The sequence below is a fragment of the Desulfobacula sp. genome, from assembly GCF_014237455.1.
In the GTDB taxonomy this organism is placed as follows: domain Bacteria; phylum Desulfobacterota; class Desulfobacteria; order Desulfobacterales; family Desulfobacteraceae; genus Desulfobacula.
The window spans coordinates 1-25,620 of sequence record NZ_JABZFL010000040.1 but is presented as its reverse complement, the minus strand read 5'-3'; the positions used below and the strand labels follow the sequence as shown (position 1 = coordinate 25,620).

At 38.7% G+C, this 25,620-nt stretch carries 22 protein-coding genes and 1 pseudogene; 9 read left to right on the top strand and 14 right to left on the bottom strand.

What is annotated here, in order from left to right; genetic code table 11:
• Both HGJ91_RS05910 and HGJ91_RS05905 read left to right on the top strand, forming a co-directional pair.
• Nucleotides 1-501: pseudogene (locus tag HGJ91_RS05910) on the top strand (tRNA (N(6)-L-threonylcarbamoyladenosine(37)-C(2))-methylthiotransferase MtaB); the annotation flags it as partial.
• Nucleotides 502-526: 25 nt separating this feature from the next.
• Complete coding sequence (locus HGJ91_RS05905; protein WP_291346782.1) at nucleotides 527-1,591, top strand: DUF362 domain-containing protein; 1,065 nt, start codon at nucleotides 527-529, stop codon at nucleotides 1,589-1,591.
• A gap of 8 nt (nucleotides 1,592-1,599) precedes the next feature.
• On the opposite strand, the gene djlA is transcribed toward HGJ91_RS05905, so the two are convergent.
• On the bottom strand, nucleotides 1,600-2,364 hold the full coding sequence (djlA, locus tag HGJ91_RS05900; protein ID WP_291346781.1) for a co-chaperone DjlA: 765 nt from the start codon (nucleotides 2,362-2,364) through the stop codon (nucleotides 1,600-1,602).
• Nucleotides 2,365-2,498: 134 nt separating this feature from the next.
• Between djlA and HGJ91_RS05895 the strand changes: the two genes are divergently transcribed.
• Nucleotides 2,499-3,089: a BON domain-containing protein gene (locus tag HGJ91_RS05895; RefSeq protein WP_291346780.1), complete on the top strand. Its 591-nt coding sequence runs from the start codon at nucleotides 2,499-2,501 to the stop codon at nucleotides 3,087-3,089.
• Here HGJ91_RS05895 and dnaE read toward each other — a convergent pair.
• The 4 genes from dnaE to HGJ91_RS05875 all read right to left on the bottom strand — a co-directional run bounded on the left by dnaE (nucleotide 3,086) and on the right by HGJ91_RS05875 (nucleotide 9,058).
• A complete protein-coding gene (gene dnaE, locus HGJ91_RS05890; RefSeq protein ID WP_291346779.1) occupies nucleotides 3,086-6,613 on the bottom strand; it encodes a DNA polymerase III subunit alpha in 3,528 nt (1,175 codons plus the stop codon). The two genes, HGJ91_RS05895 and dnaE, sit on opposite strands and share 4 nt — an antisense overlap.
• 6 nt (nucleotides 6,614-6,619) lie before the next feature.
• Complete coding sequence (guaB, locus tag HGJ91_RS05885; protein WP_291346778.1) at nucleotides 6,620-8,089, bottom strand: IMP dehydrogenase; 1,470 nt, start codon at nucleotides 8,087-8,089, stop codon at nucleotides 6,620-6,622.
• Between the two features lie 194 nt (nucleotides 8,090-8,283).
• Nucleotides 8,284-8,832, bottom strand: coding sequence for an adenylate/guanylate cyclase domain-containing protein (locus tag HGJ91_RS05880; protein ID WP_291346777.1), 549 nt, complete (start codon nucleotides 8,830-8,832; stop codon nucleotides 8,284-8,286).
• Between the two features lie 58 nt (nucleotides 8,833-8,890).
• A complete protein-coding gene (locus HGJ91_RS05875; RefSeq protein WP_291346776.1) occupies nucleotides 8,891-9,058 on the bottom strand; it encodes a hypothetical protein in 168 nt (55 codons plus the stop codon).
• 318 nt (nucleotides 9,059-9,376) lie between these two features.
• Here HGJ91_RS05875 and HGJ91_RS05870 point away from each other — a divergent pair, with 318 nt between their 5' ends.
• Nucleotides 9,377-9,985 (top strand): L-threonylcarbamoyladenylate synthase, encoded by a 609-nt coding sequence (locus HGJ91_RS05870; protein WP_291346775.1) that lies wholly within the window; start codon nucleotides 9,377-9,379, stop codon nucleotides 9,983-9,985.
• Here HGJ91_RS05870 and sppA read toward each other — a convergent pair.
• The 4 genes from sppA to hisC form a co-directional block, all read right to left on the bottom strand.
• Nucleotides 9,923-10,825, bottom strand: coding sequence for a signal peptide peptidase SppA (sppA, locus tag HGJ91_RS05865; protein WP_291346774.1), 903 nt, complete (start codon nucleotides 10,823-10,825; stop codon nucleotides 9,923-9,925). The genes HGJ91_RS05870 and sppA overlap by 63 nt on opposite strands.
• Nucleotides 10,826-10,929: 104 nt before the next feature.
• Nucleotides 10,930-12,831 carry a 30S ribosomal protein S1 gene (locus HGJ91_RS05860; protein ID WP_291346773.1) on the bottom strand — a complete coding sequence of 634 codons (1,902 nt, stop codon included), beginning with the start codon at nucleotides 12,829-12,831 and terminating at the stop codon, nucleotides 10,930-10,932.
• A 118-nt stretch (nucleotides 12,832-12,949) separates the two neighbouring features.
• Nucleotides 12,950-13,609, bottom strand: coding sequence for a (d)CMP kinase (gene cmk, locus HGJ91_RS05855; RefSeq protein ID WP_291346772.1), 660 nt, complete (start codon nucleotides 13,607-13,609; stop codon nucleotides 12,950-12,952).
• Nucleotides 13,610-13,611: 2 nt separating this feature from the next.
• Nucleotides 13,612-14,709, bottom strand: a complete 1,098-nt coding sequence (gene hisC, locus HGJ91_RS05850; RefSeq protein WP_291346771.1) for a histidinol-phosphate transaminase — start codon at nucleotides 14,707-14,709, stop codon at nucleotides 13,612-13,614.
• 109 nt (nucleotides 14,710-14,818) lie between these two features.
• Between hisC and HGJ91_RS05845 the strand changes: the two genes are divergently transcribed.
• The gene (locus HGJ91_RS05845; protein ID WP_291346770.1) at nucleotides 14,819-15,994 is read left to right on the top strand and encodes a DUF1343 domain-containing protein; all 1,176 of its coding nucleotides are present in this window, start codon (nucleotides 14,819-14,821) and stop codon (nucleotides 15,992-15,994) included.
• Nucleotides 15,987-16,670 carry a ribonuclease HI gene (locus tag HGJ91_RS05840; RefSeq protein WP_291346769.1) on the top strand — a complete coding sequence of 228 codons (684 nt, stop codon included), beginning with the start codon at nucleotides 15,987-15,989 and terminating at the stop codon, nucleotides 16,668-16,670. The genes HGJ91_RS05845 and HGJ91_RS05840 overlap by 8 nt, the downstream gene beginning before the upstream one ends.
• Before the next feature lie 34 nt (nucleotides 16,671-16,704).
• On the opposite strand, the gene HGJ91_RS05835 is transcribed toward HGJ91_RS05840, so the two are convergent.
• Nucleotides 16,705-16,983, bottom strand: a complete 279-nt coding sequence (locus tag HGJ91_RS05835; RefSeq protein ID WP_291346768.1) for a hypothetical protein — start codon at nucleotides 16,981-16,983, stop codon at nucleotides 16,705-16,707.
• 204 nt (nucleotides 16,984-17,187) lie between these two features.
• Here HGJ91_RS05835 and HGJ91_RS05830 point away from each other — a divergent pair, with 204 nt between their 5' ends.
• From HGJ91_RS05830 to dapB, 3 genes are read left to right on the top strand one after another with little or no spacing between them, the layout of a single operon-like run.
• Nucleotides 17,188-19,833: a 1-acyl-sn-glycerol-3-phosphate acyltransferase gene (locus HGJ91_RS05830; protein WP_291346767.1), complete on the top strand. Its 2,646-nt coding sequence runs from the start codon at nucleotides 17,188-17,190 to the stop codon at nucleotides 19,831-19,833.
• Between the two features lie 4 nt (nucleotides 19,834-19,837).
• Nucleotides 19,838-21,490, top strand: a complete 1,653-nt coding sequence (locus HGJ91_RS05825; RefSeq protein WP_291346766.1) for a sugar phosphate nucleotidyltransferase — start codon at nucleotides 19,838-19,840, stop codon at nucleotides 21,488-21,490.
• Nucleotides 21,491-21,503: 13 nt separating this feature from the next.
• Entirely contained in the window at nucleotides 21,504-22,337 is an 834-nt protein-coding gene (gene dapB, locus HGJ91_RS05820) for a dihydrodipicolinate reductase (protein ID WP_291346765.1), read from the top strand.
• Between the two features lie 22 nt (nucleotides 22,338-22,359).
• Here the strand turns inward: dapB and HGJ91_RS05815 are convergent, their stop codons facing one another.
• From HGJ91_RS05815 to HGJ91_RS05800, 4 genes are all read right to left on the bottom strand, one after another.
• The gene (locus tag HGJ91_RS05815; protein ID WP_291346764.1) at nucleotides 22,360-23,364 is read right to left on the bottom strand and encodes an NAD-dependent epimerase; all 1,005 of its coding nucleotides are present in this window, start codon (nucleotides 23,362-23,364) and stop codon (nucleotides 22,360-22,362) included.
• Nucleotides 23,365-23,603: 239 nt separating this feature from the next.
• Nucleotides 23,604-23,813, bottom strand: a complete 210-nt coding sequence (locus tag HGJ91_RS05810; RefSeq protein WP_291346763.1) for a hypothetical protein — start codon at nucleotides 23,811-23,813, stop codon at nucleotides 23,604-23,606.
• Between the two features lie 85 nt (nucleotides 23,814-23,898).
• On the bottom strand, nucleotides 23,899-24,108 hold the full coding sequence (locus tag HGJ91_RS05805; RefSeq protein WP_291346762.1) for a dodecin family protein: 210 nt from the start codon (nucleotides 24,106-24,108) through the stop codon (nucleotides 23,899-23,901).
• Nucleotides 24,109-24,662: 554 nt separating this feature from the next.
• Nucleotides 24,663-25,376, bottom strand: a complete 714-nt coding sequence (locus tag HGJ91_RS05800) for an EI24 domain-containing protein (RefSeq protein ID WP_291346761.1) — start codon at nucleotides 25,374-25,376, stop codon at nucleotides 24,663-24,665.
• Nucleotides 25,377-25,620 lie beyond the last annotated feature (244 nt).

Below are 25,620 nucleotides of genomic sequence, written 5' to 3'. Positions count from 1 at the left end.
ATGAAACGACCCTATGATGCCACGCTTTTTGAAGAGATCATCCATAAAATTCATAAAAAAATTCCCAGCGCTGGTATTGGTGTGGATACATTGATTGGATTTCCTTCTGAAACGGATAAACAGTTTGAGAATACCTATAAATTAATTGAAAAACTTCCCATATCGTATCTCCATGTCTTTCCGTTTTCTGCCAGAAAAGGAACCCCTGCATATCATTTTGATAATAAGGTTGATCCTATTATTATTAAGAAACGATGTGCAAAAATGAGGGGGCTTGGCAAAACCAAACAAAAGACTTTTATTAATGCCAATTTAAATAAAAAGCTTGAAGGTCTTGTACAGCATAAGCCTGACACACAAACAGGCATGCTCAAGGCTATAACCTCTAACTACTTAACTGTTTTTTTAAATGAAACACATGATATCAAAGGGAAAATTATTGATCTTATCCCTGAACAGTGTGATACTAGCATGAACATTATAGGAAAAATTGTGAAATAATTATAGACTATTGGAGATTTACACCATGGAAGATGTTTACAAGAAGCTTGCTGTCCACCTTGACAATACTCCCAGCGGCTTTCCAGAAACTGAATCAGGGGTTGAACTTAGAATTTTAAAACAGCTCTTTACAAAAGAAGAGGCAGAGTTGGATTTGTCCCTTGTTCTTATGCTTGAGACCGCTAAAACTATTGCAAAAAGAGCCAATAAGGATCCCAAAGAGATTGAGCCCATGTTAATTGAAATGGGCAAAAAAGGATTGGCTATGCATGTCAATAGAAATGGTGTAAATACCTTTATGCTCCTTCACTTTGTGGTGGGTATATGGGAATACCAGGTCAACAGGCTGACCAAGGAGCTGATTAAGGATTTTAACGAATATGTTCCGTTCCTGATAAAAGATCAATATAAAAATAAAACCCAGCAGCTCAGGGTGGTGCCGGTTGCCAAAGCCATCAACACAGAATTGAATATCATGGATTATGAACAGGTTGAAAATATTATCAAATCCCAGTCAAAAATCCTTGTGGCCCCCTGTATCTGTAGACAAGAGCATGCTATCATGGGCAAAGGATGTGGTAAGCTGAGTGAATCCTGTCTGGTTTTTGGCGGTGGTGCCTATATCTATGAAAGCCGAGGGATCGGTCGTACCATATCTCAAAAAGAGGCTTTGGATATTCTCAAAGAAGGGGTTAAACAAGGGCTTGTCCCCCAGCCGTCCAATGCAAAAAAACCTTTGAATATCTGTCTTTGCTGTGACTGCTGCTGTCAGATCCTCAAAAATATTAAAAATTTTGAGGCGCCTGCAAAAATTGTCAGTTCCAACTTCCAGGCCATGGTCGATCAGGATGAGTGTACGGGATGTGAGGCCTGTGAAGAGATCTGCCCAATGGATGCTATAGAGATGGATGAGGAAAAGACCGTTGCCTCAGTGAATTTAGACCGGTGTATCGGATGCGGCCTCTGTGTTACTGTCTGCGAGTTTGATGCTATGTCTCTTAAGGATAAAGAAGAGACCGAAAAAATAGAGCCGCCGGCAAATCTTGTTGAAACCTATATGAATATTGCCAGGGAAAAAGGCCTTTTTTAAAAACAGGCTTAGATTCCCCTTTCCTTTTTTATAGTGTCATAGGCTTCCTGGATCTCTTTAAATTTGTCATTGGCAAGTTTGATAAATTCTTCAGGAAGCCCCTTGGCTTCAATTTTATCCGGATGGTATTCGCTTACAAGCTTTCGATATTGTTTTTTTATCTCTTCATTGGATGAAATTTCATCGCATTTCAAGATAGCATAATATTTATTGGTTTCTTTGATATACTTTGATTTAAGCCGTGCATAATCTGTATTAGAATAATTAAAAATCCTTGTGGCAGACAGGAGCATGGCTTCTTCTTCACTGGAGATGCTTCCGTCTGCGGTAGATACCCTCAGTAATACATCCATCATCAATTCAATAATATTGGGTTGGGTCCTGAATACTGAATAAAATTGTATGGCAAAGGCATCAAAGCTTTCAGGGGAATTGATAGCCTGTCTGAATATATTTTTAGCTGTCTGCTGGCCGTGCAGATCAAGCTGAAGATTTTGTTTCATAAAGCTTTCAATGGCAGATATCTCATTATCAGTCACGTTGCCGTCTGCTTTGGAAATTTTAGCCAGCATGGAAAATGCAGCAGTGAAAAAAACAAGCTGAGCCTCCTCATTAGAAGACAAAGTATCCTGTGTTCCAGGTCGTGATGAAAGATATGCCTGTTCCTTTTTGTCCACAAATGTATGCCCGAATGCAGCACCTGCCACAGCACCTATGGGGCCACCCAGTGCAAACCCAATGGTTCCCCCGATCATTTTACCCAGCCAACTCATTTATTTTCCTTTCAAATAAAAAATCAAAACCCTTGTATCATTTTCAAAGATTATATATAAACACAATTACTTAATACGTCAAACTTTATAATCCACAATCTTAACCATGACGATTTTTAATAAGGAGGCACAAAATGAATTCCCGATATTTATTTTTATCTCTTGCATTGATAACTTCCTTAATCTTCAGCGGCTGTGGCGCTACGGGTGCTGCGGTTGTTGGTGGTGCTGTTGTCTATGGCGGATATAAAGGCGCCACAGATGAACGATCCCTCGGTACTATGGTGGACGATTCCATTATCTCCGCAACCGTTAAAATCAAAATGATTTCAGATAACTCTGTAAAGGCACGGCAGATTGACGTGGATGTATTAAACGGCGTCGTATATCTGATCGGTTTAGTTGGCTCTTCATCTCAAAAAAAAATGGCGACTGATATTGCAAAAGGGATTAAAGGTGTAAGGCGGGTCGAAAACCAGCTCGTTATCGGCAAAACCGATGTTAACCAGATTTCAAAGGATATCATTCTTACAAGCAAAATAAGAATACAACTTTTAAAAGACATGGATATCCGGTCAACCAATATTGATGTTGATACCTATAATAATATCATCACACTGACCGGTATTGTTAAATCGAATGAAAAGAAAAAAAAAGCCATGATTATTGTGCAAAAGGTTGGCGGGGACCGGAAGATAGTTGATAATCTGGTCGTTGGCAATTAATTTTTATTTTTTTTATTCAGCCAGGGTTTGTTTCTCTTTTGTTTCTCTTTAACGGGTGTACACTTGGTTTCAATGGCACCATCGCCCAGCAATTTTTCCACTTTTGAAAAAAAGGAAGGGTCAGAACCTGTCCTATATTCATTCGAAAGTTTGATCAGCACAGGCGGCTTATCCTTTATTTCTATTTTTAAACAAGCCGTACAATCACCCGGGTAGTTTTCAATGATGGATTTAAGTTTTTCAAGTGTATCCGAAGACGCATTCTGAGCATTAACCTTGATCAGTACGCCATTGGTCCATTCGTTAGAAGCCTGTTCAATGGGGACAATGATATCCGCCACAAGCTTGACAATATTTTCCTTTTTTTGAACTTCTGCCTCCAAGATGACAATCTCCTCATCGGCCAGAAGTATGTGGGTTTTTGCATAAAGATTGGGGAATACCACAACCTCAATACTGCCGGACTGATCCTCGATGGCCGAGAATGCCATCATATCCCCTTTTTTGGTTTTGTGAAGCTTAAGAATTTTTACAGACCCGCCCATGCGGATCATTTTTTCATCAGCCGTATCATGAATATTGGCAGAATTTACAGTGGCATATTTTTGAATTATTTTTTCATACTTATCAAGGGGATGGCCTGAAATATAAAATCCCAAAGACTCTTTTTCCAGGGACAACAGCACGTTATCTTCCCATTCATCAATGTCAGGCAGTTTTGGCCTGCTCACAGGCAGTACGGTTCCCATATTTGAATCGGCAAATAAATCCAATTGAGAATCGGCTTTTTCCTTTTGTATCCTTGATCCATGTTCCAGAGCATCTTCAAAAATCGCCATCATCTGGCTGCGCTTGATATTGCTTGAATCAAACGCCCCACACTTGATCAACGCTTCAAGGACTTTTTTATTCACCTTTCCGACATTGACCCGTTCACAAAAATCATAAATGCTTTCGTATTCGCCCTCTTGGTTTCTTGATTCAACAATGGACTCAATGGCTGCCTCACCGATATTTTTCACTGCAGCAAGACCAAACCTGATACATCCGTCGGACACGGTAAAATGGGCATCGCTCTTATTTACATCCGGCGGCAGCACTTTAATTTTATGACTCCGGCACTCATCTATGTATTTTATGACAGCATCGGAGTTGTTTCTCTCGCTGGTCATTAAAGCAGCAATAAATTCAAGGGCAAAATTGGCCTTTAGATAAGCGGTTTGATAGGCAATGAGGGCATAGGCTGCACTATGGGACTTATTAAAGCCGTACCCACCGAATTTTTCCATCAGATTAAATAGTTCTGCCGCCTTTTCAAGATCATGATTGTTTTCTTTCGCCCCTTTCAGAAACAGCGTTCGATGCTCTTCCATCATTGAAGCAATCTTTTTTCCCATGGCTTTCCGAAGTCCGTCTGCATCTGCCATTGAATAATTGGCAAGCAAACCGGCAATTTTCATAACCTGTTCCTGATAAAGGATTACACCATAGGTCTCTTTTAATACTGGCTCAAGTTCATCAAAAAGATAGACCACTTCTTTTTGTCCATGTTTTCTCTTAACATAGGTGTCTGCCATACCGCTGTCGAGAGGACCCGGGCGATAGAGAGCCACCAGAGCGACAATGTCTGAAAAACTTGCCGGTTTCAATCTTGAAATCAAATCCTTCATGCCCGAACTCTCAAGCTGGAACACGCCGGTAGTGTCAGCTTGTTGCAACAACTCAAAGGTCTTGGTATCATTGTAATCAAGATTTAAGAGATCCGGTGGGGTTTTTCCCTGGCGTTTAATCAGCTCGATACAATTTTTTATAACAGTAAGATTCCTTAACCCCAGAAAATCAAACTTAACCAGCCCCAGTTTTTCAACATAATTCATATCAAACTGGGTCAGCGTCTCCCCCTCTTTCCCTTTATACAGGGGAAGATATTCATTCAAAGGCTTATCAGAAACCACAACACCGGCTGCATGGGTGGATGCATGTCTTGGCAACCCTTCCAGAAGAAGAGCTGTTTTCAGCATCTGGGTCTTTTCTTCAGATTCAGCACATTTTTTCCGGATCAAAGGAACTTCTTCAATGGCCTTTGTCAGATTCTTTGCATTGTCCGGGATCATTTTGGCAATTTCATCCACCTCGGACAAAAGAACCCCAATAGCCCTTCCCACATCTCTGATGACAGCTTTGGCCTTAAGCTTTCCAAATGTTATAATCTGACAGACATACTCAGGGCCGCCATACCGGTCAATAACATATTTATAAACCTGATCCCGGCCTTCGATACAAAAATCCACATCAATATCCGGCATGCTCATACGGGAAGGATTTAAAAATCTTTCAAAAATCAGTCCATGCTCAATAGGATCAAGGGCTGTAATATCCATTGCATAGGCCACCATGCTTCCGGCAGCCGATCCCCTTCCAGGCCCGACCGGCACGCCGATCTTTTTTGAATATTCTATAAAATCGGCAACAATTAAAAAATATCCGGGGAATCCCATACCAAGGATTACACCGATCTCATACTCAATTCGATCCCGGTAAACCTTCTCATCAATATCCGGATTTGAAGCCTTCATGATCTTAAACTTTTTTTCAAACCCTTCCATGGCTTTTTTCTTAAAAATTTCATCCTCGGATTCTTCTTCAGATATAGCGTATCGCGGGAAGTGGTATGTCTTATCATCAAATTCCACATTACATTTTGAAATAACTTCCCTTGTGTTCTCAATGGCTCCCGGATAATTACCAAAAGATCGGATCATCTCTTTTGGTGACTTAAAATAGAGCTGGTCAGAATCAAATTTGAATCTGTTTTGATTGGTAAGGGTATCTCCTGTCTGAATGCAAAGCAGTATTTCATGGGCTTTATCATCCCCCTTGGAAAGATAGTGGCAGTCATTGGTGGCCACCATGGGAATGGACAGACGATTGCTGATGTCAAGGAGTCCCTCATTCACCTTCTGTTGAATTTGAATTCCATTTTTCTGGATCTCCAGAAAAAAATTTGTCTCACCAAAAGTATTCAGGTAAAACCTGGCCGCATCATCTGCAGCCTCCATCTTGTTTTGGATAATATTTTTCGGAATATCCCCTTTAAGGCAGGCAGAAAGTCCGATCAACCCTTTTGAATGGTTGGCCAAAAGTTCTTTGTCAATCCTGGGTTTATAGTAAAACCCCTTTAGTTGTGCAATCGATACGAGTTTGCAAAGGTTGGAATATCCTTCACGGTCTTTTGCCAGAAGAACCAGGTGGCTCAATCCCTTGTGATCCATCTGGGTTCTGTCATTCAACGTTCTGGGGGCAACATAGACTTCGCATCCAATCACCGGTTTGATGGACTCTTTTCTGGCTTTTTCATAGAATTCTGCCACACCGAACATAGTGCCGTGATCGGTTATGGATACGGCATCCATTCCATATTCATGGCATTTCTTAAATAAGGAATTCAGCCTTATGGCCCCATCCAGAAGCGAATATTCCGTATGAAGATGAAGATGATAAAATGGTGATGATAATTGGGTCATTGCCGGTTAGCTGCTTCCAACCCTGTAATTTGGCGCCTCTTTGGTAATGACAACATCATGTACATGGCTTTCTTTCATCCCTGCAGAACTGATTTTAATAAATCTTGCCTTTTCCTGAAGTTCTTCAATTGAAGAGGCTCCAAGGTATCCCATGCCGGCTTTAAGACCACCAATCATCTGGACTATATTTTCTTTAATTGTTCCTCTATAGGGGATTCTGCCGACAATACCTTCAGGAACAAGTTCCTCATCCTCACCGGTATCTTTCTGATAATAGCGGTCGGAACTGCCTTTTTTCATAGCTTCCACTGATCCCATTCCCCTGTATGCCTTATAAGAACGCCCCTGATAGATAACCATTTCACCCGGGCTTTCTTCAGTGCCTGCCAGAAGACTTCCCAGCATGACAGAATCAGCACCGGCGCCCAGTGCTTTTGCAATATCACCGGAAAATTTGATACCACCATCGGCTATGATGGGAACGCCGGTTGCCTTTGAAATTTCCTTACAATTTTGAATGGCAGTCAATTGCGGCACTCCGACGCCTGCAACAATACGAGTCGTGCAGATGGAGCCGGGGCCAATCCCTATTTTAACGGCATCCGTTCCCGCATCTATCAAGGCTTTTGCCCCAGCCTCAGTGGCCACATTTCCGGCGACAAGCTGACAATTTGGAAAGCTGTGTTTTATCGTTTCAATTGCATCAATTACATTTTTTGAATGGCCGTGGGATGTATCAATCACAAGAGCATCCACCCCTGCTCTTAACAAGGATTCAACCCTTTGCATCATGTCGGAACCAACGCCAATAGCGCCACCTGCCCTTAATCTGCCCAGCGAGTCTTTGCAGGCATTGGGATATTTCTTAATTTTTTCAATATCTTTTATGGTGATCAACCCTTTGAGCTTACCTTCTTTATCAACTACCAGAAGTTTCTCAATTCTATGTTTATGAAGCATAATTTTAGATTCTTCAAGGCTGCATTTTTCCGGAACCGTCACAAGATTTTCACTGGTCATCACTTCTCTTGTAGACTTTGAAAACTGAGTCTCAAATCTTAAGTCCCTGTTGGTCACAATACCGACAAGCTTGTCCCCTTCGGTCACAGGAATACCGGAAATCCTGTACTTGGCCATAATTTTCAAAACTTCTGAAATGGGAACATCCGGATGGACAATAACAGGATCAACGATCATTCCGCTTTCTGATTTTTTTACCCGGTCAACTTCAATAGACTGCTCTTCTATACTCAAATTTCTGTGGATAAACCCTAATCCCCCTGCCCTTGCCATACTGATGGCTGTCACTGCTTCAGTAACCGTATCCATGGCCGCACTGACAATGGGAATATTCAGCTCAAGCTCTCTGGTCAAACGGGTGCGGGTCAGAACTTTATCCGGTAAAATAGTCGAATAGCCGGGTAATAAGAGGACATCATCAAATGACAGCCCTTCTTTGGATAATATATTAGACATAAAGTTAGCCTCCAGAAAGGAAAATGTTTATTGATACTATTAGGCCGGTAATCTAATGAGGTCTTAAACCACCAGCCTATTTGAAATTAAATCAGTATATAAACAGATACTCTTACTAAATATCAGACTTTTTAGCAAGATCAATATTGATACCAAAAATAAAAAATGCTAACCCGAAGTCATCAAAACTCACTTTATTTTTTGCTTTTTATAAAGCGGTCAAGATGCATATCAAGTTTCAATGTATGATTGACTAACCAATCCACAATCCTTTCACTGCCTCCGATGGTGCCGAGCATTACAAGTCCGGAGTTAAGCCCTATTCCTATTTTTACAGGCTCATACCCGGCACGTTTTCGACCAATATTATATTTCCAAAGCCGAGCTCTCATTGCATTAGCACAATTTACGGCATTGTCGGCACTTGTAGGGAATAGAGCCATTATTGCATCTCCGGCATATTTATCAATAATACCATGATGACTCATAATTACTGACTCCATTTGACTCAGATATGAGTTTAAAAAGTTAAAAGTTTGTTGAGGCGTTAATTGTTTAGATAAAGAAGTAAACCCGCGAATATCAGAAAAGAGAATCGTCATATTTTTTTCAATCTGATCACCTAATTGGACAGAAATGATCTCATCTTTTCCAAGCAAATTGAGAAATTGCTTAGGTACAAATCGTTCATAGGCCTTAATCAATAATTGAAAACGATCGGCGCTGTTTTTTGTTGTCTCCATGGGGAATCTATTCGTTATTTAATAAAGTCTCTACTGTAGTGTTTTACCAAAAATTTAATCACCTGAACTGGGCCATCATGTCTTCGACTTTCTTGATATGTCTTCTTGTTTCAGTCTCAAGTTTTGTCATAATCCCAGATAATTTTTTATCAACAATTTCAAAATGTGAAAAACTATTTTTCTCGATTAGTGATTTTTCAAAGTCCAAGGTATATGAAATGGCCATTTTTAAATTTATTTCTCCATTTTCAGCTCCTTAAATCTTCACTTTAACCGAAACGTTGTTTAAAACAAAATCATTCGTCCCTGCCAGTCAATCAGAGTCCATGCGCTACGGTCAATTATTCTTTTTAAATCTTTATTCGGGTTGCGTCTTCAATGATTGTATTAATTATTTTTGGAAGAATACAATTGATTTTCTTGAACTGTCAATGATTTGATTGACATAAATGTTTTTTACCGCTAATTTGTCTTTTGTCTATTTTAGTAGTTAGCTCATTTAATTGGGAAGTGAATCATAGGAAAACAGGACAAAGTATAGCTCATGCTGTTGAAGATCAATCCGCAAAATCCACAGGAACGCCAAATTTCAAGGGTGGTAGATATTATTAAGAAAGGGGGGATTGTGGCATACCCAACGGATACATTCTATGGTATCGGGTGTGATATCATGAATAAAAAAGCCATTGAAAAAATTTATGCCATAAAACAACGGAATAAAAGCAAACCGTTTAGTTTTATCTGTCCTAATTTAAAAGATATTTCCCAATATGCCAAAGTATCCAACTTTGCGTATAGAACCATGAAAAGACTATTGCCGGGGCCCTATACATTTGTTCTATCCGGTTCAAAACTGGTTCCCAAAATGATGCTGACCAAACGAAAAACAGCTGGCATAAGAGTCCCTGATAATAAGATTGCTTTGGCTATAACCAATGAGCTTGGCCACCCGGTCATTTCAACCAGTGCTACCCATCCTGATGGACAGGTTTTTGAAGATCCATCACTACTTCATGATTATTTTATAAAAACCATTGACGTGGTTATTGACGGCGGCCCCGTTCCGGGATTTCCATCAAGCGTTGTTTCTTTAATTGATGATATACCTGAAATTATCCGTTACGGTTCCGGAGATGTTGATATCTTTGAATAAGGTGTCTGCAAGTTTTTTAATAAATGTAATTTTATCTTCTCTGGGATAAACAGGTTTTAATTCTCCTTCGATATTGGCCATTTCCCCGACCCACCGGATCGCATCATCAAGATTTCCCAGACGATCTATCAATTTTAATTTGAGTGCTTTTTGACCGGTATAGACTCTTCCGTCCGCAAGTGTTGCCATTGTCTGAACATCAATACCTCTTGCCTTTGCAGTATCATTTACAAATTGAAAGTGAAGCTCATCCACAAGAGCTTGAAAAATCTTCTTTTCCGAATCTTTAAGTTCTCTTAAAGGAGATCCCATGTCTTTATATTCGCCACTTTTAATCACAACAGGGGATATGCCGATTTTTTTAGCGATTTCCATAATATTGGCATATTCCATGATCACGCCAATACTGCCAGTGATGGTTCCGGGGTTAGCAACTATCTTGTCAGTTGCAGATGCAATATAGTATCCACCCGAGGCCGCAACCGATCCCATTGAAGTGACTATTTTTTTATCCATTTTGGTTTTTATGATTTCGCGATAAATTTCCTGAGCGGGCCCGATACCTCCTCCCGGAGAGTCAATTCTTAAAATTATGGCCTTGATATCATCATCATCCCGAAAGGTTTTAATATCTTGAATAATTTTTTTTGAAGACAGTATCATCCCATTAATTTCGACAATACCGATATTGCCGTCGGATGAAGTGTACTGCTGGGCAAATTGAGTGTTCATCATTTTTGAACCAAATGAAACAAGGACAATAAACCCAATGAACATGATAGTAAAACAGGTTGAAACAATCATTAAAAAAAATAAGAATGGATGTCTTCGGGCAAACATAGAAACGTCCTAATAATCAGTTAAAAAAAAGGCCGGATCAACGTTAAGGTTATCCGGCCCTTATACACTATTCAATACTCAGAAACGACAGGTTCGAATTTGAGTTATTTTTCTTCAGGTTTATCAGTTTTTTCACTGTCCTGGTTTTGTCCGTCATGAATTTTATTTGCTTCAATCTGCTCCTGAATATTGTTTCTCAATATTTCACCAAAGGACGAGGTGGCAGGTTTCATATTTTTAGCAAACTCTTCAAGATATTTGTCGTCATCATCTTCTTCAAGGCGTTTGATGGAAAGGCCGATACGTCTTTCATCACTGTTGATGTTCATTACTTTTGAAATAATTGTTTCACCGATCTTGTACCGGTCTTTCGGGCTTTTCACATTCTCTTTACTGATCTCGGATACATGGACAAGGCCTTCAATCCCCTCTTCAAGTTCGATAAACACACCAAAGTCCGTCAGATTGGTGATAACACCGGATATTTCCTTACCCACTTCATAACGCTGGGCAACGGATTCCCATGGATCTGCCTGGGTCTGTTTGATGCCCAAAGAAAACCTTTCATTGGATTTGTCAATATCAAGAACAACAGCCTGTATGGTTTCGTTTTTCTTGTATACTTCAGACGGGTGTTTGATTCTCTTTGTCCAGGAAATATCTGAAATATGGACCAGTCCGTCAATATCATCATCAATTCCGATAAAGAGACCGAATTCAGTGATATTTTTAATTTCACCCTCAATAATGGTGCCTACCGGATATTTTTGAGAAATAACTTCCCATGGATTATCTACAGTCTGTTTAATCCCCAGAGAAATTCTCCTGTTATCCGGTTTCAGATCGAGAACAACCGCCTCAATTTCTTCACCAACAGTTACCATCTGGGATGGATGACGGATCTTTCTTGTCCAGGACATTTCAGACACGTGAATGAGTCCTTCAACGCCTTCTTCCAGTTCAATAAACGCACCGTAATCCGTAAGACTGACGACTTTCCCGGTTATTTTTGAGTCAACCGGATATTTATCAACTGCAGTCGTCCATGGATCAGGCGTCAATTGTTTCATGCCAAGGGATACCCTCTCTTTTTCAAGATCGAAAGAAAGAATTTTGACATTAATTTTGTCTCCTATAGAAAAGAGCTCTGATGGATGTTTGACCCTGCCCCATGAGATATCGGTAATATGAAGAAGGCCATCCACGCCGCCCAGATCAACAAAAACGCCATATTCTGTGATATTTTTTACGATACCTTCCATGACCTTTCCATCTTCTATGGCCTCAAGGGTTGTACTTCTAAGTTTATCCCGTTCTGCTTCAAGAAGAACTCGTCTTGAAAGAACGATATTATTTCTTTTTTTATTGTATTTGAGGATTTTGAATGTATAGGTCTGATTTACCATTTCATCCATGTTGCGGATGGGTCGAAGATCGGCCTGCGACCCGGGAAGGAATGCCAGTAGCCCAATATCAACTGAAAACCCGCCTTTCACCCGGCTGGTAATGACCCCTTCAATAGTTTCATCTGCATCGTAAACATCTTTAATTGCGTCCCAAACTTTAACTTTTTTGGCTTTTTCACGAGACAGAAGAACGGTTTCTTCTTCTTCATCCCATACTTCAATCATCACCTCAAATTTATCATTGACATTGACGCTTACATTGCCTTCCTCATCAATGAATTCTCGAATAGGGATCCGTCCTTCAGATTTATATCCAACATCTACAAGAACCATATCCCTGGTGACAGATATTACAGTCCCGGTTACCACCTGCCCTTCTTCAAATTTTTTAAGGCTGGACTCATAGATATCCAAAAGCTCTTCCATGGTTTCTTCGCCAGTAATTTCAGGTGAAGCAACTTCTTCTTGAGCAACTTCTTCTTGAGCAACTTCTTCTTGAGCAACTTCTTCTTGAGCAACTTCTTCTTGAGCAACTTCTTCTTTCTCTAAGGTTTCAGTATTCATTTTTTGATTTTCGTCTTCTTCAGTAATGTTGTTCATTAATATTATTCCCCCTAAACGTATTTTTATACTTCTCTATTATGAATAAGATATAGCGAAGTACAATTTATCTTTTTACCAAATGATAATGGAAAAATCAATAGAATTATTAAGCTTTTCAAGCTTTTTCGATAATCCTTAACATTTTATCAACCACCTGTTCAATGGTCAAAAAAGAGGCGTTAATTTCAATGGCATCTTTTGCGGGCTTGAGAGGTGCGGATTTTCTTTGAGAGTCGCTATGATCTCTTGTCTCTATTTCCTTTTGAACTCTATTGATATCCTTTGTCCCATCCGGCATTTCATCAAATCGCCTTTTTGCACGAATATTTAAATCAGCAAAAAGAAAAAATTTTACTGCGGCATCCGGGAAGACCACTGTGCCCATATCTCTGCCCTCGAAAACCGCATCCTTTGTTTTAGCAATATTTCTTTGAATATCAAGCAGGGCCGCCCGAACCTGCGGTTTTGCAGAAGAAGACGATGCCAGCATTGAAATTTCAGGCGTCCGGATAGAATTTGTAATATTCCTGCCCGATGACATTAATATAAATGAATTTTTTTTCGTTACAAAATCAAGATTAAGATTTCCTAAAAAATCTTCAAGTGCCGTATCATTTTCCCAGTCAATATCCTGCCTTTGAATTTCAAAGGCAACCCCCCTGTACAGGGCTCCGGTGTCAACATAGACACATCCCAGTTTTTTTGAGAGCAACTTGCTTACAGTCGTTTTGCCTGCACCTGCGGGGCCATCAATGGTAATTATTTTTTTTCTCATTTTTAATCCTTGTTTCTTAAAACCTTTTTAAGAGCTTGGATAAAAATGATATTTTCTTCTTGTGTACCTGTATTCACCCGTAGAAATGTATCAAATCCATAAGATTTCATTGATCTTACGATAACACCCCGTTTCAGCATCTTTTGAAATACCTGTGTGGCATCTGTTTCAAGATCCAGCATCAAAAAATTGGATTGGGTCGGCAAACAGTCGATGCCTAAGTCAGCAAGCTCAGAAAACAGAAAATCAAGCCCGTTATGAGTGGTCTGGATACTCTTATTTAAAAATGCTTCATCACCAAGGGCAGCAACAGCAGCAGCCTGGGCAAGGCTGTTTACATTAAACGGCTGCCTGATCCTGTTTAAAATCTCAGCAATTTCAGAGTCCATTATTCCATACCCCACTCTGAAACCTGCCAGTCCATAAGCTTTGGAAAATGTTCTGAGTGTCACAATCCGTGGGTCTTGCAATGGATTCTTTAGAGAATTATAAACCGAATCATTTCTTACAAATTCTATATATGCCTCATCCACAACAATAATGATATCATCGGGTATTTTTTGCAAAAATTCATTGAATTCATCATCGGTAATCGTACTGCCTGTGGGATTAAATGGGTTGGTGATAAAAATCAATTTGGTTTTAGCTGATATTTTTTCAATAATGCCTTCAAGATTTGTCGAAAAATCAGTTAACGGAACCCTGACAGGCCGACCCTTCGCTGTTTTAACACTTATTTCGTACATTAAAAATGACGGCAACGGCATTAATGCCTCATCTCCGGGATTTAAAAAACCATGGGCCAAAAGCGCGATAATATCATCAGATCCGTTCCCAATGACAATATTCCCTGGTGCGATATGAAATTTTTGGGCAAGCTTGTTGCATAACAGATAAGCCGAAGATTCAGGATACCGGTTCATATCCTTCATATTTTTTGTAACTGCATCATAAACCTTTGGGGAAAAACCAATGGGGTTTTCGTTGGAAGCAAGCTTGATCACATTGGTAATCTGATACTCTCTTTCAACCTCTTTGAGGGGTTTGCCCGGTTCATAGGGTTTAATCGCAGCTATTTGATTGCTGATTTTAAATTTCATAACCTGATTTCTCCTAAAGATGAAAAGAATAATATTTAGTTAGGATTTGAAATTTTGTCAATGATTATGATACTTAAGACTCTGAATAAATAAAACGTTTAAGGATTTTATGAAAAAACATGTGACTCTTGGACTTGAGAACCTGATTGCAGATCCGCCCGAACACCTGAGGGGGAAGCGGCTTGGCCTGCTATCCAATCCAGCGTCGGTTGACGGTCAGTTCAATCATGCCTCAAGACTTATTCATCACTTTTTCCCGGGACAGCTAAAAGTACTTTTTTCTCCTCAACATGGTTTTTTTGCTGAAAAGCAAGACAACATGATTGAATCCGGTCACATTATGGAACCGGAACTAAACATCCCGGTATACAGTCTGTACTATGATACAAGAATCCCAACCAGAAAAATGTTTGATCGAATAGATGTTTTGCTCGTTGATATTCAGGATGTTGGAACCCGGGTATATACGTTTATTTATACAGTATCTTTTTGTCTTGAAATTGCAGCAGCGTTAAAAAAGCAGGTAATCATCCTTGATCGCCCCAACCCTATCGGAGGAATACAGGTTGAAGGTAACATCCTTTCAAAAAGGTATGCCTCTTTTGTAGGACGGTTTCCTGTTCCCATGCGGCATGGGCTGACAATTGGAGAAATCTTACAATTCTTTAACCAAAAATTTCAGATGGGGTGTGACCTGACCGTCATCCCAATGACCGGCTGGAAAAGACAAATGTATTGGCAGGACACCGGACTTTCATGGATAGCCCCTTCCCCGAATCTGCCAACGCCGCAATCCTGCATGGTCTATCCAGGACAGGTTATCTTTGAAGGCACAAACATATCTGAGGGTCGCGGAACAACTTTGCCCTTTGAACAATTTGGAGCGCCTTTCATGGATACAAAAAAAATTAAAGTTAAGGCAAATGAAATGATAAAAGGTGCCTGTCTTCGTCCTGTTAATTTTGAGCCGACATCGGGGAAATGGCAGGGTAATGTTTGTAAAGGGTTTCAAATTCACATAACTTCAACCAATGAATTTAAACCTTATTTATCATCTTTGATATTGATGCAGTTGATTATCAAACACCACAAAAATGAATTTAATTTTAAAGAACCCCCTTACGAATATGAGTTTGAAAAAATGCCGATAGATCTGATCCTTGGGAGTAAAACACTTCGTAAAAAGCTGACCCGTTTAGAAGATTTGATCCTTTTGTCAGATCAGTGGCAGAAAGAACTAGAGAAGTTTAAATCTATCTCAGGGAAATACCATTTATATGAATGATCAACATCAGGCCGGCTCCTGGAAAAGGATGAGCTTTAAGAGCAATAAGATTTGGGTCCAAACGGATGCCAACGGGGATCTCCTGGTTGAAAACGGAAAGGTATTAATAAAATATAATTTAAAACAAGACTATGAGTATAGAGTCAAACCAGAGAGTTTAAAACCTGAAGACCAGGCCATCCCGGCAAAAAAGAAGTCGACATCTCAACAACCCTCTTCGATCCATCAATCCGGCAAAATTTTAAAAGAAACCACTGAAACAGATCTTCCGGATAATTGCATTAAAATTTATACCGATGGAGCGTCATCCGGCAACCCCGGTCCTTCAGGGATTGGCATTCTTTTTATCTATGGTAAAAATAAAAAGGAAATTTCAAGTTATATTGGCATGGCAACCAATAATATTGCAGAATTGACTGCAATAAAAGTGGCACTGGAAGAACTGAAGCGTGTTGATTTGCCGGTCCGTATTTTTTCAGACTCAAGTTATTCCATTGGCCTTCTGACAAAGAACTGGAAACCCAAAAAAAACCAAGGGCTTGTTTTTGAAATCAAAACATTAATGGACAAATTTTCCGATTTAGCCTTTATTAAAGTAAAGGGCCATTCGGGTATTAAAGAGAACGAGATGGCGGATTTTCTTGCAACCTCTGCAATTAAAAAAGACCTGCTGTAAAACCAGGCCTTTTTTGAGATTCTTTCGTGACTTTTTATTTTTCTTTTTTCAGATCATCTAATTCTTTTTCAAGTTCTTCGATTTTGGCTTTATCATCCGATTTAGCTTCCTGGGGTGCCGGTGCATCTTCACCCTTATCATTTTTCCAGGAATCTTTCAGTTCATCAAACCCAAGATAAAGGGCAAGGCCACCGCCTAAGAGAAGAACAGATGGGATACACCCTGCAAGAAGTTCTAAAAATTCATCAAACCAAACAGCCAAACCCACTACACCTAGAAGAACTGCAATAGCTCCGCCGATTAACGTTTTCATAAAGAGGCCCTCCTAAAAATTTAATTCACATAACAAATTATTCTTTTACAATTAAACAAATTTAGAAATTATCAACATAAGGTAAAAAAAGTAACATAAGCCTTTGTTTTTATCAAGGCTATTTTAAGATTGCCATTCCAATTAAGCTTTGATAATTAATGGAAGTTTATATTATTTACTGAAAATCCTTTAAGGAAAAAATTAATGGAATTATTTCAAAAGCTTAAAGATATTATCAAAAAATCCCGTCTTAAGCTTCGCAGATTGATCGACTGCCTGCTGGGTAACACCTATAATCACTTTCTATGCTTTTACCCCGGCGATTCAGGATATTTTATCCGAAAAATGATTAAACGATTGGCCAATAAGCTCAATTTTGATGATCACAACATAGAAAAAATAAAAAATATTGAAAAGGACAGTATTGTTGTTTATGCCAGCAAAAACAAAAGAGTTTTTAATTTTTTATATTATCATATCAAGCTTAAAAGCCTTGGTCTGCCTTATCCCCAGATAGGATTTGATTTCAGGTTCTTTTTTCTTTTATCTGTAAAACGACTTTTTCAAATTTTTCTTTGCCATATGGATCATTTTTTTCACTATTTTCATTTTAAGGATCCTTATACGACAGGTTATGCTACAAAAGAATTATTAAACGGCAGATCCGGATTTGTCTGCCTGATTGAAGAAGAAGATTTCTATAAGCGATTTATCAAATCAACCCCAGATCCCCTTTTTCTTTTAATAGAGCTTCAAAAGAGCATTGCCAAATCCGTCATGATTATCCCTGAAGATATTATTTATGTTACAAAACCAATGAGGAAGGAGCCGACTATAGCTGATATCCTTTTTGGAACCCATGAAAAACCCGGAATAATAAAGCGCTTTTTTATCATATTAAGACGTCCTGAAAAAATCAGGGTTGAACTGGCAAACCCTGTTAATCTGAACGAATTTATCAACAGGCCTGAGATTGAGCAGCTTGATTCGGAATTCCAAACCCACAAATTAAGAAGTCATCTGGTAGATATCCTGAATCGACAGAGAAAAAGTGTTACCGGGCCTGTATTAAAATCAAGACAGGAAATTACTGAAGATATTTTAACCCGGAAATCTTTACGTGAATACCTGGCTGAATATGCCTCACAAAACAACCTTGCTTTGAGCAAAACCCATAAAAAAGCTGCCGGCTATATCAAAGAGATTGCCTCTAATTACAATTTGCAAATTATTAATTTAGCAAACAGGATTTTAACCTGGGCGTTTAAAAATATCTTTGACGATCTGGTTCTCAACCAGAAAGAAATCAATCGAATGAGAGAAATATCAACCCGGGCACCTCTCATTCTTGTCCCCTGCCATAAAAGTCATTTGGATTATCTATTGCTGCCATATGTCATGTTTAACAACAATATGCCCTGCCCTCATGTTGCTGCCGGCAAAAATCTGTCATTCTGGCCTTTGGGGCCTTTGTTCAGGAGAGGGGGGGCTTTTTTTATGAGACGAACATTTATAGGTGCGCCACTTTATTCAAAAATTTTTTCTGCCTACCTGGAAAAACTTCTTTATGAAGGATTTAATATAAAAATCTTTATTGAAGGCGGAAGAAGCAGAACGGGAAAGCTCTTAACTCCAAGGCCGGGTGGCCTTGCCATGTTGATCAATGCTTATAATAACGGGGCCTGTGATAATCTTTATTTTGTACCCATCTTTATCGGGTACGACCATGTCCTTGAAGAAGATGCTTATCTCAAAGAGATTGAAGGCGGCAAAAAAAAACCTGAAACTTTAAAAGGGCTGATTAATGCCCGTAAATTTCTAAAGAAAAAATACGGCAAAGTATACATGAAGTTTAACGAGCCCATATCCATTAAAGATTATATTAAAGAAAAAAATATGGATCTTTCCAAGACATCAAACAAAGACTACATGCAGTTTGTAAAAAGTTTTGGATATAAACTGATCAATGCTATCAATACCAATGCTGTGGCCACCCCCCATGGTATTATTGCCAGTGCAGCATTGAACTGCTCAAAAAACAGTTTTGCAAAAAAACAGATGATTGCTAGGGTAAACACCTATATGAACATGCTGACGTTCATGAATGCAGAGCTTTCAGAATCTCTCTTGATTGATCCTGATAACACTTTAAAATCGGTAATCAATAACTTTATTTCAAGAAATTTTATTGAGCTTGCGGATGAGGATGACGATGATATTACAGAACACACTGTTTTTATTGTTAAAGACAATAAGCGCGCTATTCTGGATTATTATAAAAATTCGGTGATCTCCTTTTTTGTCCATTTTGCATACACTGCTGTGGCCATACTTGAAACCGACAGATTTGTGTTTTCTTCTTCAGATCTTGTGGCCAGATATAAATTCCTGGAAAAAATATTTACAGATGAGTTTTTCTTTGACGAGGAGACCACCTATGAAGAAAATATTTCAGTTTGTATTAAAGGATTCATAAATGACGGAATACTCGTGCCTGATTCACCTGAATTAGACATGTTTCGCATCACTTCCCGGGGGTTAAGGAAACTCAAATGGTTTGCCGCCTTTTTACAACCATTTTTTGAATCCTATAAAACCACTCTTTTTTATTTTGAAAAATATAAATCCGGTAAACATAAAGGAAAAGAAAGGGTTAAAAAAATCCATTCTATCGGAACAAAACTCTATAAAGGGAAAATCATAACCCTAAAAGAATCCTTGTCCCAGGTTAATTATAAAAATGCTGCCAACTATTTTAATAAGAATGGGATTAACGGCTCCAAAGATCATATACAGATTGAATATTACAAGAACATCCTTGACCGGTTAATTCTTTTAATCACATCATAAAACTATGAAAGCACTTATTCTTGCAGCAGGATTCGGGACCCGGCTTTTGCCCTACACAGAAAAAATTCCAAAGGCGTTGTTTACAGTGCTGTCCAGCCCCATGCTTGAGCATGTCATTAAAAAACTTGTGGACAATGGGTGTGAACAAATCCTGATCAACACCCATCATTTGCATATACAAATAGAAGATTTCGTTGCACAAAAAAAACATAGTGTTAACATTCAAACGATCTATGAGCCGGCCATTCTTGATACTGGCGGCGCCATTGCCAATGTAAAGCCCTTTTTAAAGGACGATTCTTTTTTTGTCATTAATTCTGATATTATTTCAAATGTTGATCTTAAAAAGGTATACAACTTTCATAAAAAATCAAATTGCCTGGCAACACTTGTTCTTCATAGCCATGATAAATTTAATAAAGTAAAAATCGATAATCAGGGATATGTCCAAAATTTTGATTCAAAAATAAATGGCCTTGCGTTTACCGGCATCCAGGTTTTGTCCCCTCAAATTTATGAATTTTTTCCCGATAAAAAAATATTTTCAAGCATTGAAGTATATCAAAACCTTTGCAGTGAAAAACTGGTACAAGCATTTGTAGAAAAAGACATCTTCTGGTCCGATATTGGCACACCAGACACCTATTCAATGACATCTCTTCTTGAATTAGCTGCATCAGAATTTGGGATCAAACATGATAAAATCAAGCATATCCGGGTTGATAAACTTGCAGGGGATGGCTCTGACAGAAACTGGTACCGGGCAACACATAAAACCGGGTCTTTTATTATTTCAGACCACGGTATTTGTCTGCCCGAAAGTGATCGGCTTTTGCAGCTCAATGCCTTTATTCATATCGGGAACCATCTTTTTTCAAAGGGAATTCCCGTACCCCGTATCATAAATTATGACACACTTTCAGGAATAGTAATGCTTGATGATTTGGGAGATGTCCATCTTGAGACTCAGATCAAACAAAAAAATGATAGCGAGTTCACCATAAAAATCTATAAGAAAGTGATTGACCGGCTTATTGATTTTTCAATCAAAGGCTTTCAAGAATTTAAAAAGGAATGGACCTGTCAGACCGAGACCTACTCAAAAGAACTGATTATTGAAAAAGAATGCCGATACTTTATGCAGGCATTCATTCAAAATTATTTAAAACTGGATGTCGCTTTTCATGAGTTTTCAGATGAATTTGAGCATATTGCAGACCATGCACTGAAACACGGATTTATCGGTTTAATGCACCGTGACATGCAGTCAAGAAATATTATGATACAGAACAGCCGGATTTATTTTATTGACTTTCAATCGGCAAGACTGGGGCCTTTGCAATATGACCTTGCATCTTTGCTGATAGACCCTTATGTTAACTTAAAAGACCAAATAAAAAATGATCTTTTACAATACACCATGGAAAAATTAAAATTGAGCGGAATAGAAAGTCAAAACTTTTTTGAATGCTATCAATATTGCTGTTTGACAAGAAACTTACAATTTCTTGGAGCCTTTAGTTTTTTAAGCCAGATAAAAAAGAAAAAGAGGTTTAAGCGGTATATCCCTGATTCCGTAAAATCATTAAAAAGAATTATCGCTGATTTGAATACAGACAAACTTCCTGAGTTATCAAAACTTGTTCAAGCAATTTAAGGAGTCATTCAGAATGGACAAAATAAATATCATGATCAATGGCCTGCCAGGGAACGTTGCAAAAAAAATGGCCCGGTTTGCCATCAGTGATGACAGATTTAATGTGGTCCCCTTTTCCCTTACCGGTCAGGAAATTGAAGAAAACGCCGTAACCATTGACCAAACACCATTTGAACTTGTAAGACCCGACAAAAGAGATGAAAAAATCACCCGGATTAAAACTCAGTTTGCCGCCTTTATTGCCATTGATTATACGCATCCAACAGCTGTTAACTCAAATGCCTTGTTTTATACCCAAAACCAGATCCCATTTGTCATGGGAACCACAGGAGGCGACAGGGAACAACTTAAACGGGTTGTGAAAAATTCTTCAACACCGGCTGTCATTGCACCGAATATGGCCCAACAGGTTGTCGGATTCCAGGCAATGATGGAATATGCTGCAAACACTTTCCCCGGTCTCTTTGAGGGGTACACCCTTGAAGTGGTTGAAAGCCACCAAAATGGGAAAGCAGACACTTCCGGTACAGCCAAAGCAATGGTGGGTTACTTTAATAAGCTGGGAGCAAATTTTGATGTTAACGACATCCAAATGGTACGAGACCCTGAAGTACAAAAAAAGGGTTGGGGAATTCCCAAAGAGCACCTGACCGGTCACGGGTGGCATACTTATACCTTACAATCACCTGACGGGTCGGCCTTGTTTGAATTCAAACACAATATCAATGGCAGGGATATCTATGTCAGCGGCACCTTTGATGCCGTTCTGTTTCTTAAGGGAAAACTTATAGATCCTGATAATTCAAAAAAATTCTATACCATGATCGATGTATTAAATAAGGAATAATCGTTTCCAGACTTGCATATATTTATTTATAATATTCTTTATACCATTTAATAAAATTATTTATTCCCTCGACAATTGGAGTAGAGGGCTTAAATCCTGTGTCTTTTATCAGGTCACTGACATTTGCATAGGTTGCAGGAACATCTCCCGGTTGTAACGGTAAATATTCTTTAATGGCTTCTTTACCGATGGCCTTCTCAATGGCTTCAATAAATGCCATCAGGGCAACCGGCTGATTATTCCCGATGTTATACAATTTATACGGAACACAACTACTGGATGGATTGGGTTTGTCAGATGTCCAGTCCGGATCTGCCTTTGGAATATTATTCATTACCCTTACAATGCCTTCTACAATATCATCAATATAGGTGAAATCCCTTTGCATGTCCCCATTATTAAACACTTTGATGGGTTCATTATTCAAAATGGCCTTTGTAAAAAGGAAAAGAGCCATATCAGGCCTTCCCCACGGTCCGTAAACCGTAAAAAACCTGAGTCCCGTTGTGGGAAGTTTATATAAATAGCTGTAGGTATGGGCCATTAATTCATTGGCTTTTTTTGATGCTGCATAGAGGCTGATGGGATGATCCACATTATGCCGGACAGAAAACGGCATATGGGTATTCAACCCATAGACAGAACTGCTGGAAGCGTAAACCAGGTGTTTTACATCTGACTGCCGGCAACCTTCAAGTATATTGCCAAAACCCACAAGATTACTGTCGATATAAGATCCCGGGTTTTCAATACTGTGCCGGACTCCTGCCTGAGCAGCAAGGTTTACAACATGATCAAATTGATGAGTTTTAAACAGTTTTTTTATTTTTTTTCTGTCAGCCAGGTCAACCAGCTGAAATTCAAATTTTGGATCTTTTTCAATAATGAAAAGCCTGGCTTTTTTAAGGTTTATATCATAGTAATCGTTTAAATTATCAATCCCGCAGACGTTATGGCCCTCTTTAAGCAGACGATCTGTTAAGGTAAATCCAATAAACCCTGCCGCTCCTGTAACAAGAATCTTCATAATTATCCCTTATTCTTTTACCATGGCAATGTTGAAAATGAACTATTTTTTCGATTTATTTAGCATAAATGAGTGGCCAAAAACAATGAAAATCATAAGAACAAGAAAATTCATCAACGGGTTACAACTTTCATCGAAAGCATGTTTATAAAACCGAATGATTTCTTCTTTTTGAACAAATTTTAAATAATTCTAAATCCAGAAATAATCATTGAGGTTTAAAAGTAAGGTGTGCTAATTTATGGCAAATCAGAATAAATCGGTGAACTGCTCCATTTGCTGATTCTTTCCCAGCCGGATCTGTCTTCCCAGCCCCTTCTTCTTTCTTTAAAATCTTGTCTGTTTTCGCTTCCTGGAAACCCGGGCCCCATATCAAGGATACGCCTGTCTACAGGTGACCTTCGATCCACAGGAGAACGTTTTGTGTAAACATTTTTTATATGCGGCATTTTCCCTTCCATCCTTTATGAAAATAGTGCGTTATGAGTAGTGAGTAGAAATTCCCATTACTCATAACTTTCATGGACTGCCTGATTAATCTTGGTATTTAAAAGACACTCTCAAATTTGTTCTAAATTGTGCGGGTTTTCCTTTCTCAATTTTAATATCAAGTTTCATTACTTCTGCAATCCTTAAGTCTCTTACTGATTTTGATGCCCGTTCAATGGCGCTGGTAGCTGCATCTTCCCAAGACTTTTCGCTGCTCCCTACAAGGTCAATAATTTTGTAAACACTGTCACTCATGGATTTCCTCCTGTAATAAGGTTTAAAAATTTAAAACTGAAATTGAGGTGGATTTGAAATCAGGTTATTCGTACGGGTTCAGAATTGATGCTCAGATGAGTACAATTATAGAATAATATAAAAAATTGTCAAAAGATTTTTATGGAAAAATTAATTTTTCAAGAATAAGTCCAAAAAATTTACGTGTGACCTTCGGGTTATTCGATTCCGACGAAAAAATCCAACCCAAGTGAGTTGAACAATAATTACAGACACCTATCTTCCATGAATATCCAATAAACCATGAAAATTCGGTTGAGGCCATTGAACTGGACCTGCATCCTTTTGCATCGCCAAAACACCCAATCTCAAAAACATAGCCGTGGGGGTTTGCAAAAGCATGGTGAAATGAATTATTTACGATAATCTGCTTGGACGGATTTGTAATATGATTATTGCAAAAAGCGCAAACAATGATTTCCTCCTCTTTGGATAATGTCTCCGTTTTTTTCTCGGTCGATAGATCAACTGATTCTTTGCAAACCACAATCATAACAATTGTCCTTTTGGATGGATTATTGTTCTTTATCCAGATAATATAAGGTTGCCCCTACCGGTGCGAAAGATAAAAACAAAATATTCAACCCCGGGATCAGAAAAAAAATCCCAAATCCGATATGAAACATTAAATTCTTCCCTAAAAATTTTATCCTTACATTAAACGGGTCCATTCTTCTTGCAGGTATCAGGTCTGTATTGTCCCAGGCCAAAAACACTACAGCCGTAACCGAAGAGATGATAATAATAATCGGACTGATAGGCGTCATCAATCCTAACAGCATAATGATCAGGGAAATTACTACGGGAATAATTGCTCTGGGTATCTCCTGTTTAATCAGATGGAAAAAAAAACTAACCCATGATCCTTGTTCAAATGGTACTTCCCTGCCCAATATTATTTTTTCAGTAATTCTTGACATGTAATCCATGATGAAAACACAGAAAAACAGCTGGGCAATCAAATAAGAAAGAACCATGGCAATACCTGCAAGAAAGATAGATAAAAGCCAGGAAACTGCTTTCCATATATAAATCAACCAGCCGGATTCCGGCATTTTCCAGATCATTAATAAAATTTCATCATGCCAATATAAAATAAGACCGGATAAAACAAGGGTAAAAAACAAAACAATGAAGAACCGCAGTATCCCAAGTATCAACAATTTTGGTGTTTTTAAAGCCAGAGCCAGCCCTTTGATATTATATTTCATCCCATCGAACAAATCCATTTTACATCCTTTTATACCTTGATCTTTTTGTGAAATATTTACATCTGTACTATAGAAAATTTAATTTTTCAACTTCAAGGAGTCGCGTCTCCTGAAAATATTTTATCATATAGTGCTTCCCAAAACAAAAAAGCCCTGACCATTGCAATAATGATCAGGGCTTTTAAAAGAATAATCTGGCAGCGTTCTACTCTCCCACACAGTCTCCCATGCAGTACCATCGACGCTAAAGAGCTTAACTTCC

Excerpts from the sequence above, each read along its gene's own strand:
- HGJ91_RS05905 (WP_291346782.1), top strand. The coding sequence starts at position 527 with ATGGAAGATGTTTACAAGAAGCTTGCTGTCCACCTTGACAATACTCCC.
- djlA (WP_291346781.1), bottom strand. The coding sequence starts at position 2,364 with ATGAGTTGGCTGGGTAAAATGATCGGGGGAACCATTGGGTTTGCACTG.
- HGJ91_RS05895 (WP_291346780.1), top strand. The coding sequence starts at position 2,499 with ATGAATTCCCGATATTTATTTTTATCTCTTGCATTGATAACTTCCTTA.
- dnaE (WP_291346779.1), bottom strand. The coding sequence starts at position 6,613 with ATGACCCAATTATCATCACCATTTTATCATCTTCATCTTCATACGGAA.
- guaB (WP_291346778.1), bottom strand. The coding sequence starts at position 8,089 with ATGTCTAATATATTATCCAAAGAAGGGCTGTCATTTGATGATGTCCTC.
- HGJ91_RS05880 (WP_291346777.1), bottom strand. The coding sequence starts at position 8,832 with ATGGAGACAACAAAAAACAGCGCCGATCGTTTTCAATTATTGATTAAG.
- HGJ91_RS05875 (WP_291346776.1), bottom strand. The coding sequence starts at position 9,058 with ATGGCCATTTCATATACCTTGGACTTTGAAAAATCACTAATCGAGAAA.
- HGJ91_RS05870 (WP_291346775.1), top strand. The coding sequence starts at position 9,377 with ATGCTGTTGAAGATCAATCCGCAAAATCCACAGGAACGCCAAATTTCA.
- sppA (WP_291346774.1), bottom strand. The coding sequence starts at position 10,825 with ATGTTTGCCCGAAGACATCCATTCTTATTTTTTTTAATGATTGTTTCA.
- HGJ91_RS05860 (WP_291346773.1), bottom strand. The coding sequence starts at position 12,831 with ATGAACAACATTACTGAAGAAGACGAAAATCAAAAAATGAATACTGAA.
- cmk (WP_291346772.1), bottom strand. The coding sequence starts at position 13,609 with ATGAGAAAAAAAATAATTACCATTGATGGCCCCGCAGGTGCAGGCAAA.
- hisC (WP_291346771.1), bottom strand. The coding sequence starts at position 14,709 with ATGAAATTTAAAATCAGCAATCAAATAGCTGCGATTAAACCCTATGAA.
- HGJ91_RS05845 (WP_291346770.1), top strand. The coding sequence starts at position 14,819 with ATGAAAAAACATGTGACTCTTGGACTTGAGAACCTGATTGCAGATCCG.
- HGJ91_RS05840 (WP_291346769.1), top strand. The coding sequence starts at position 15,987 with ATGAATGATCAACATCAGGCCGGCTCCTGGAAAAGGATGAGCTTTAAG.
- HGJ91_RS05835 (WP_291346768.1), bottom strand. The coding sequence starts at position 16,983 with ATGAAAACGTTAATCGGCGGAGCTATTGCAGTTCTTCTAGGTGTAGTG.
- HGJ91_RS05830 (WP_291346767.1), top strand. The coding sequence starts at position 17,188 with ATGGAATTATTTCAAAAGCTTAAAGATATTATCAAAAAATCCCGTCTT.
- HGJ91_RS05825 (WP_291346766.1), top strand. The coding sequence starts at position 19,838 with ATGAAAGCACTTATTCTTGCAGCAGGATTCGGGACCCGGCTTTTGCCC.
- dapB (WP_291346765.1), top strand. The coding sequence starts at position 21,504 with ATGGACAAAATAAATATCATGATCAATGGCCTGCCAGGGAACGTTGCA.
- HGJ91_RS05815 (WP_291346764.1), bottom strand. The coding sequence starts at position 23,364 with ATGAAGATTCTTGTTACAGGAGCGGCAGGGTTTATTGGATTTACCTTA.
- HGJ91_RS05810 (WP_291346763.1), bottom strand. The coding sequence starts at position 23,813 with ATGCCGCATATAAAAAATGTTTACACAAAACGTTCTCCTGTGGATCGA.
- HGJ91_RS05805 (WP_291346762.1), bottom strand. The coding sequence starts at position 24,108 with ATGAGTGACAGTGTTTACAAAATTATTGACCTTGTAGGGAGCAGCGAA.
- HGJ91_RS05800 (WP_291346761.1), bottom strand. The coding sequence starts at position 25,376 with ATGGATTTGTTCGATGGGATGAAATATAATATCAAAGGGCTGGCTCTG.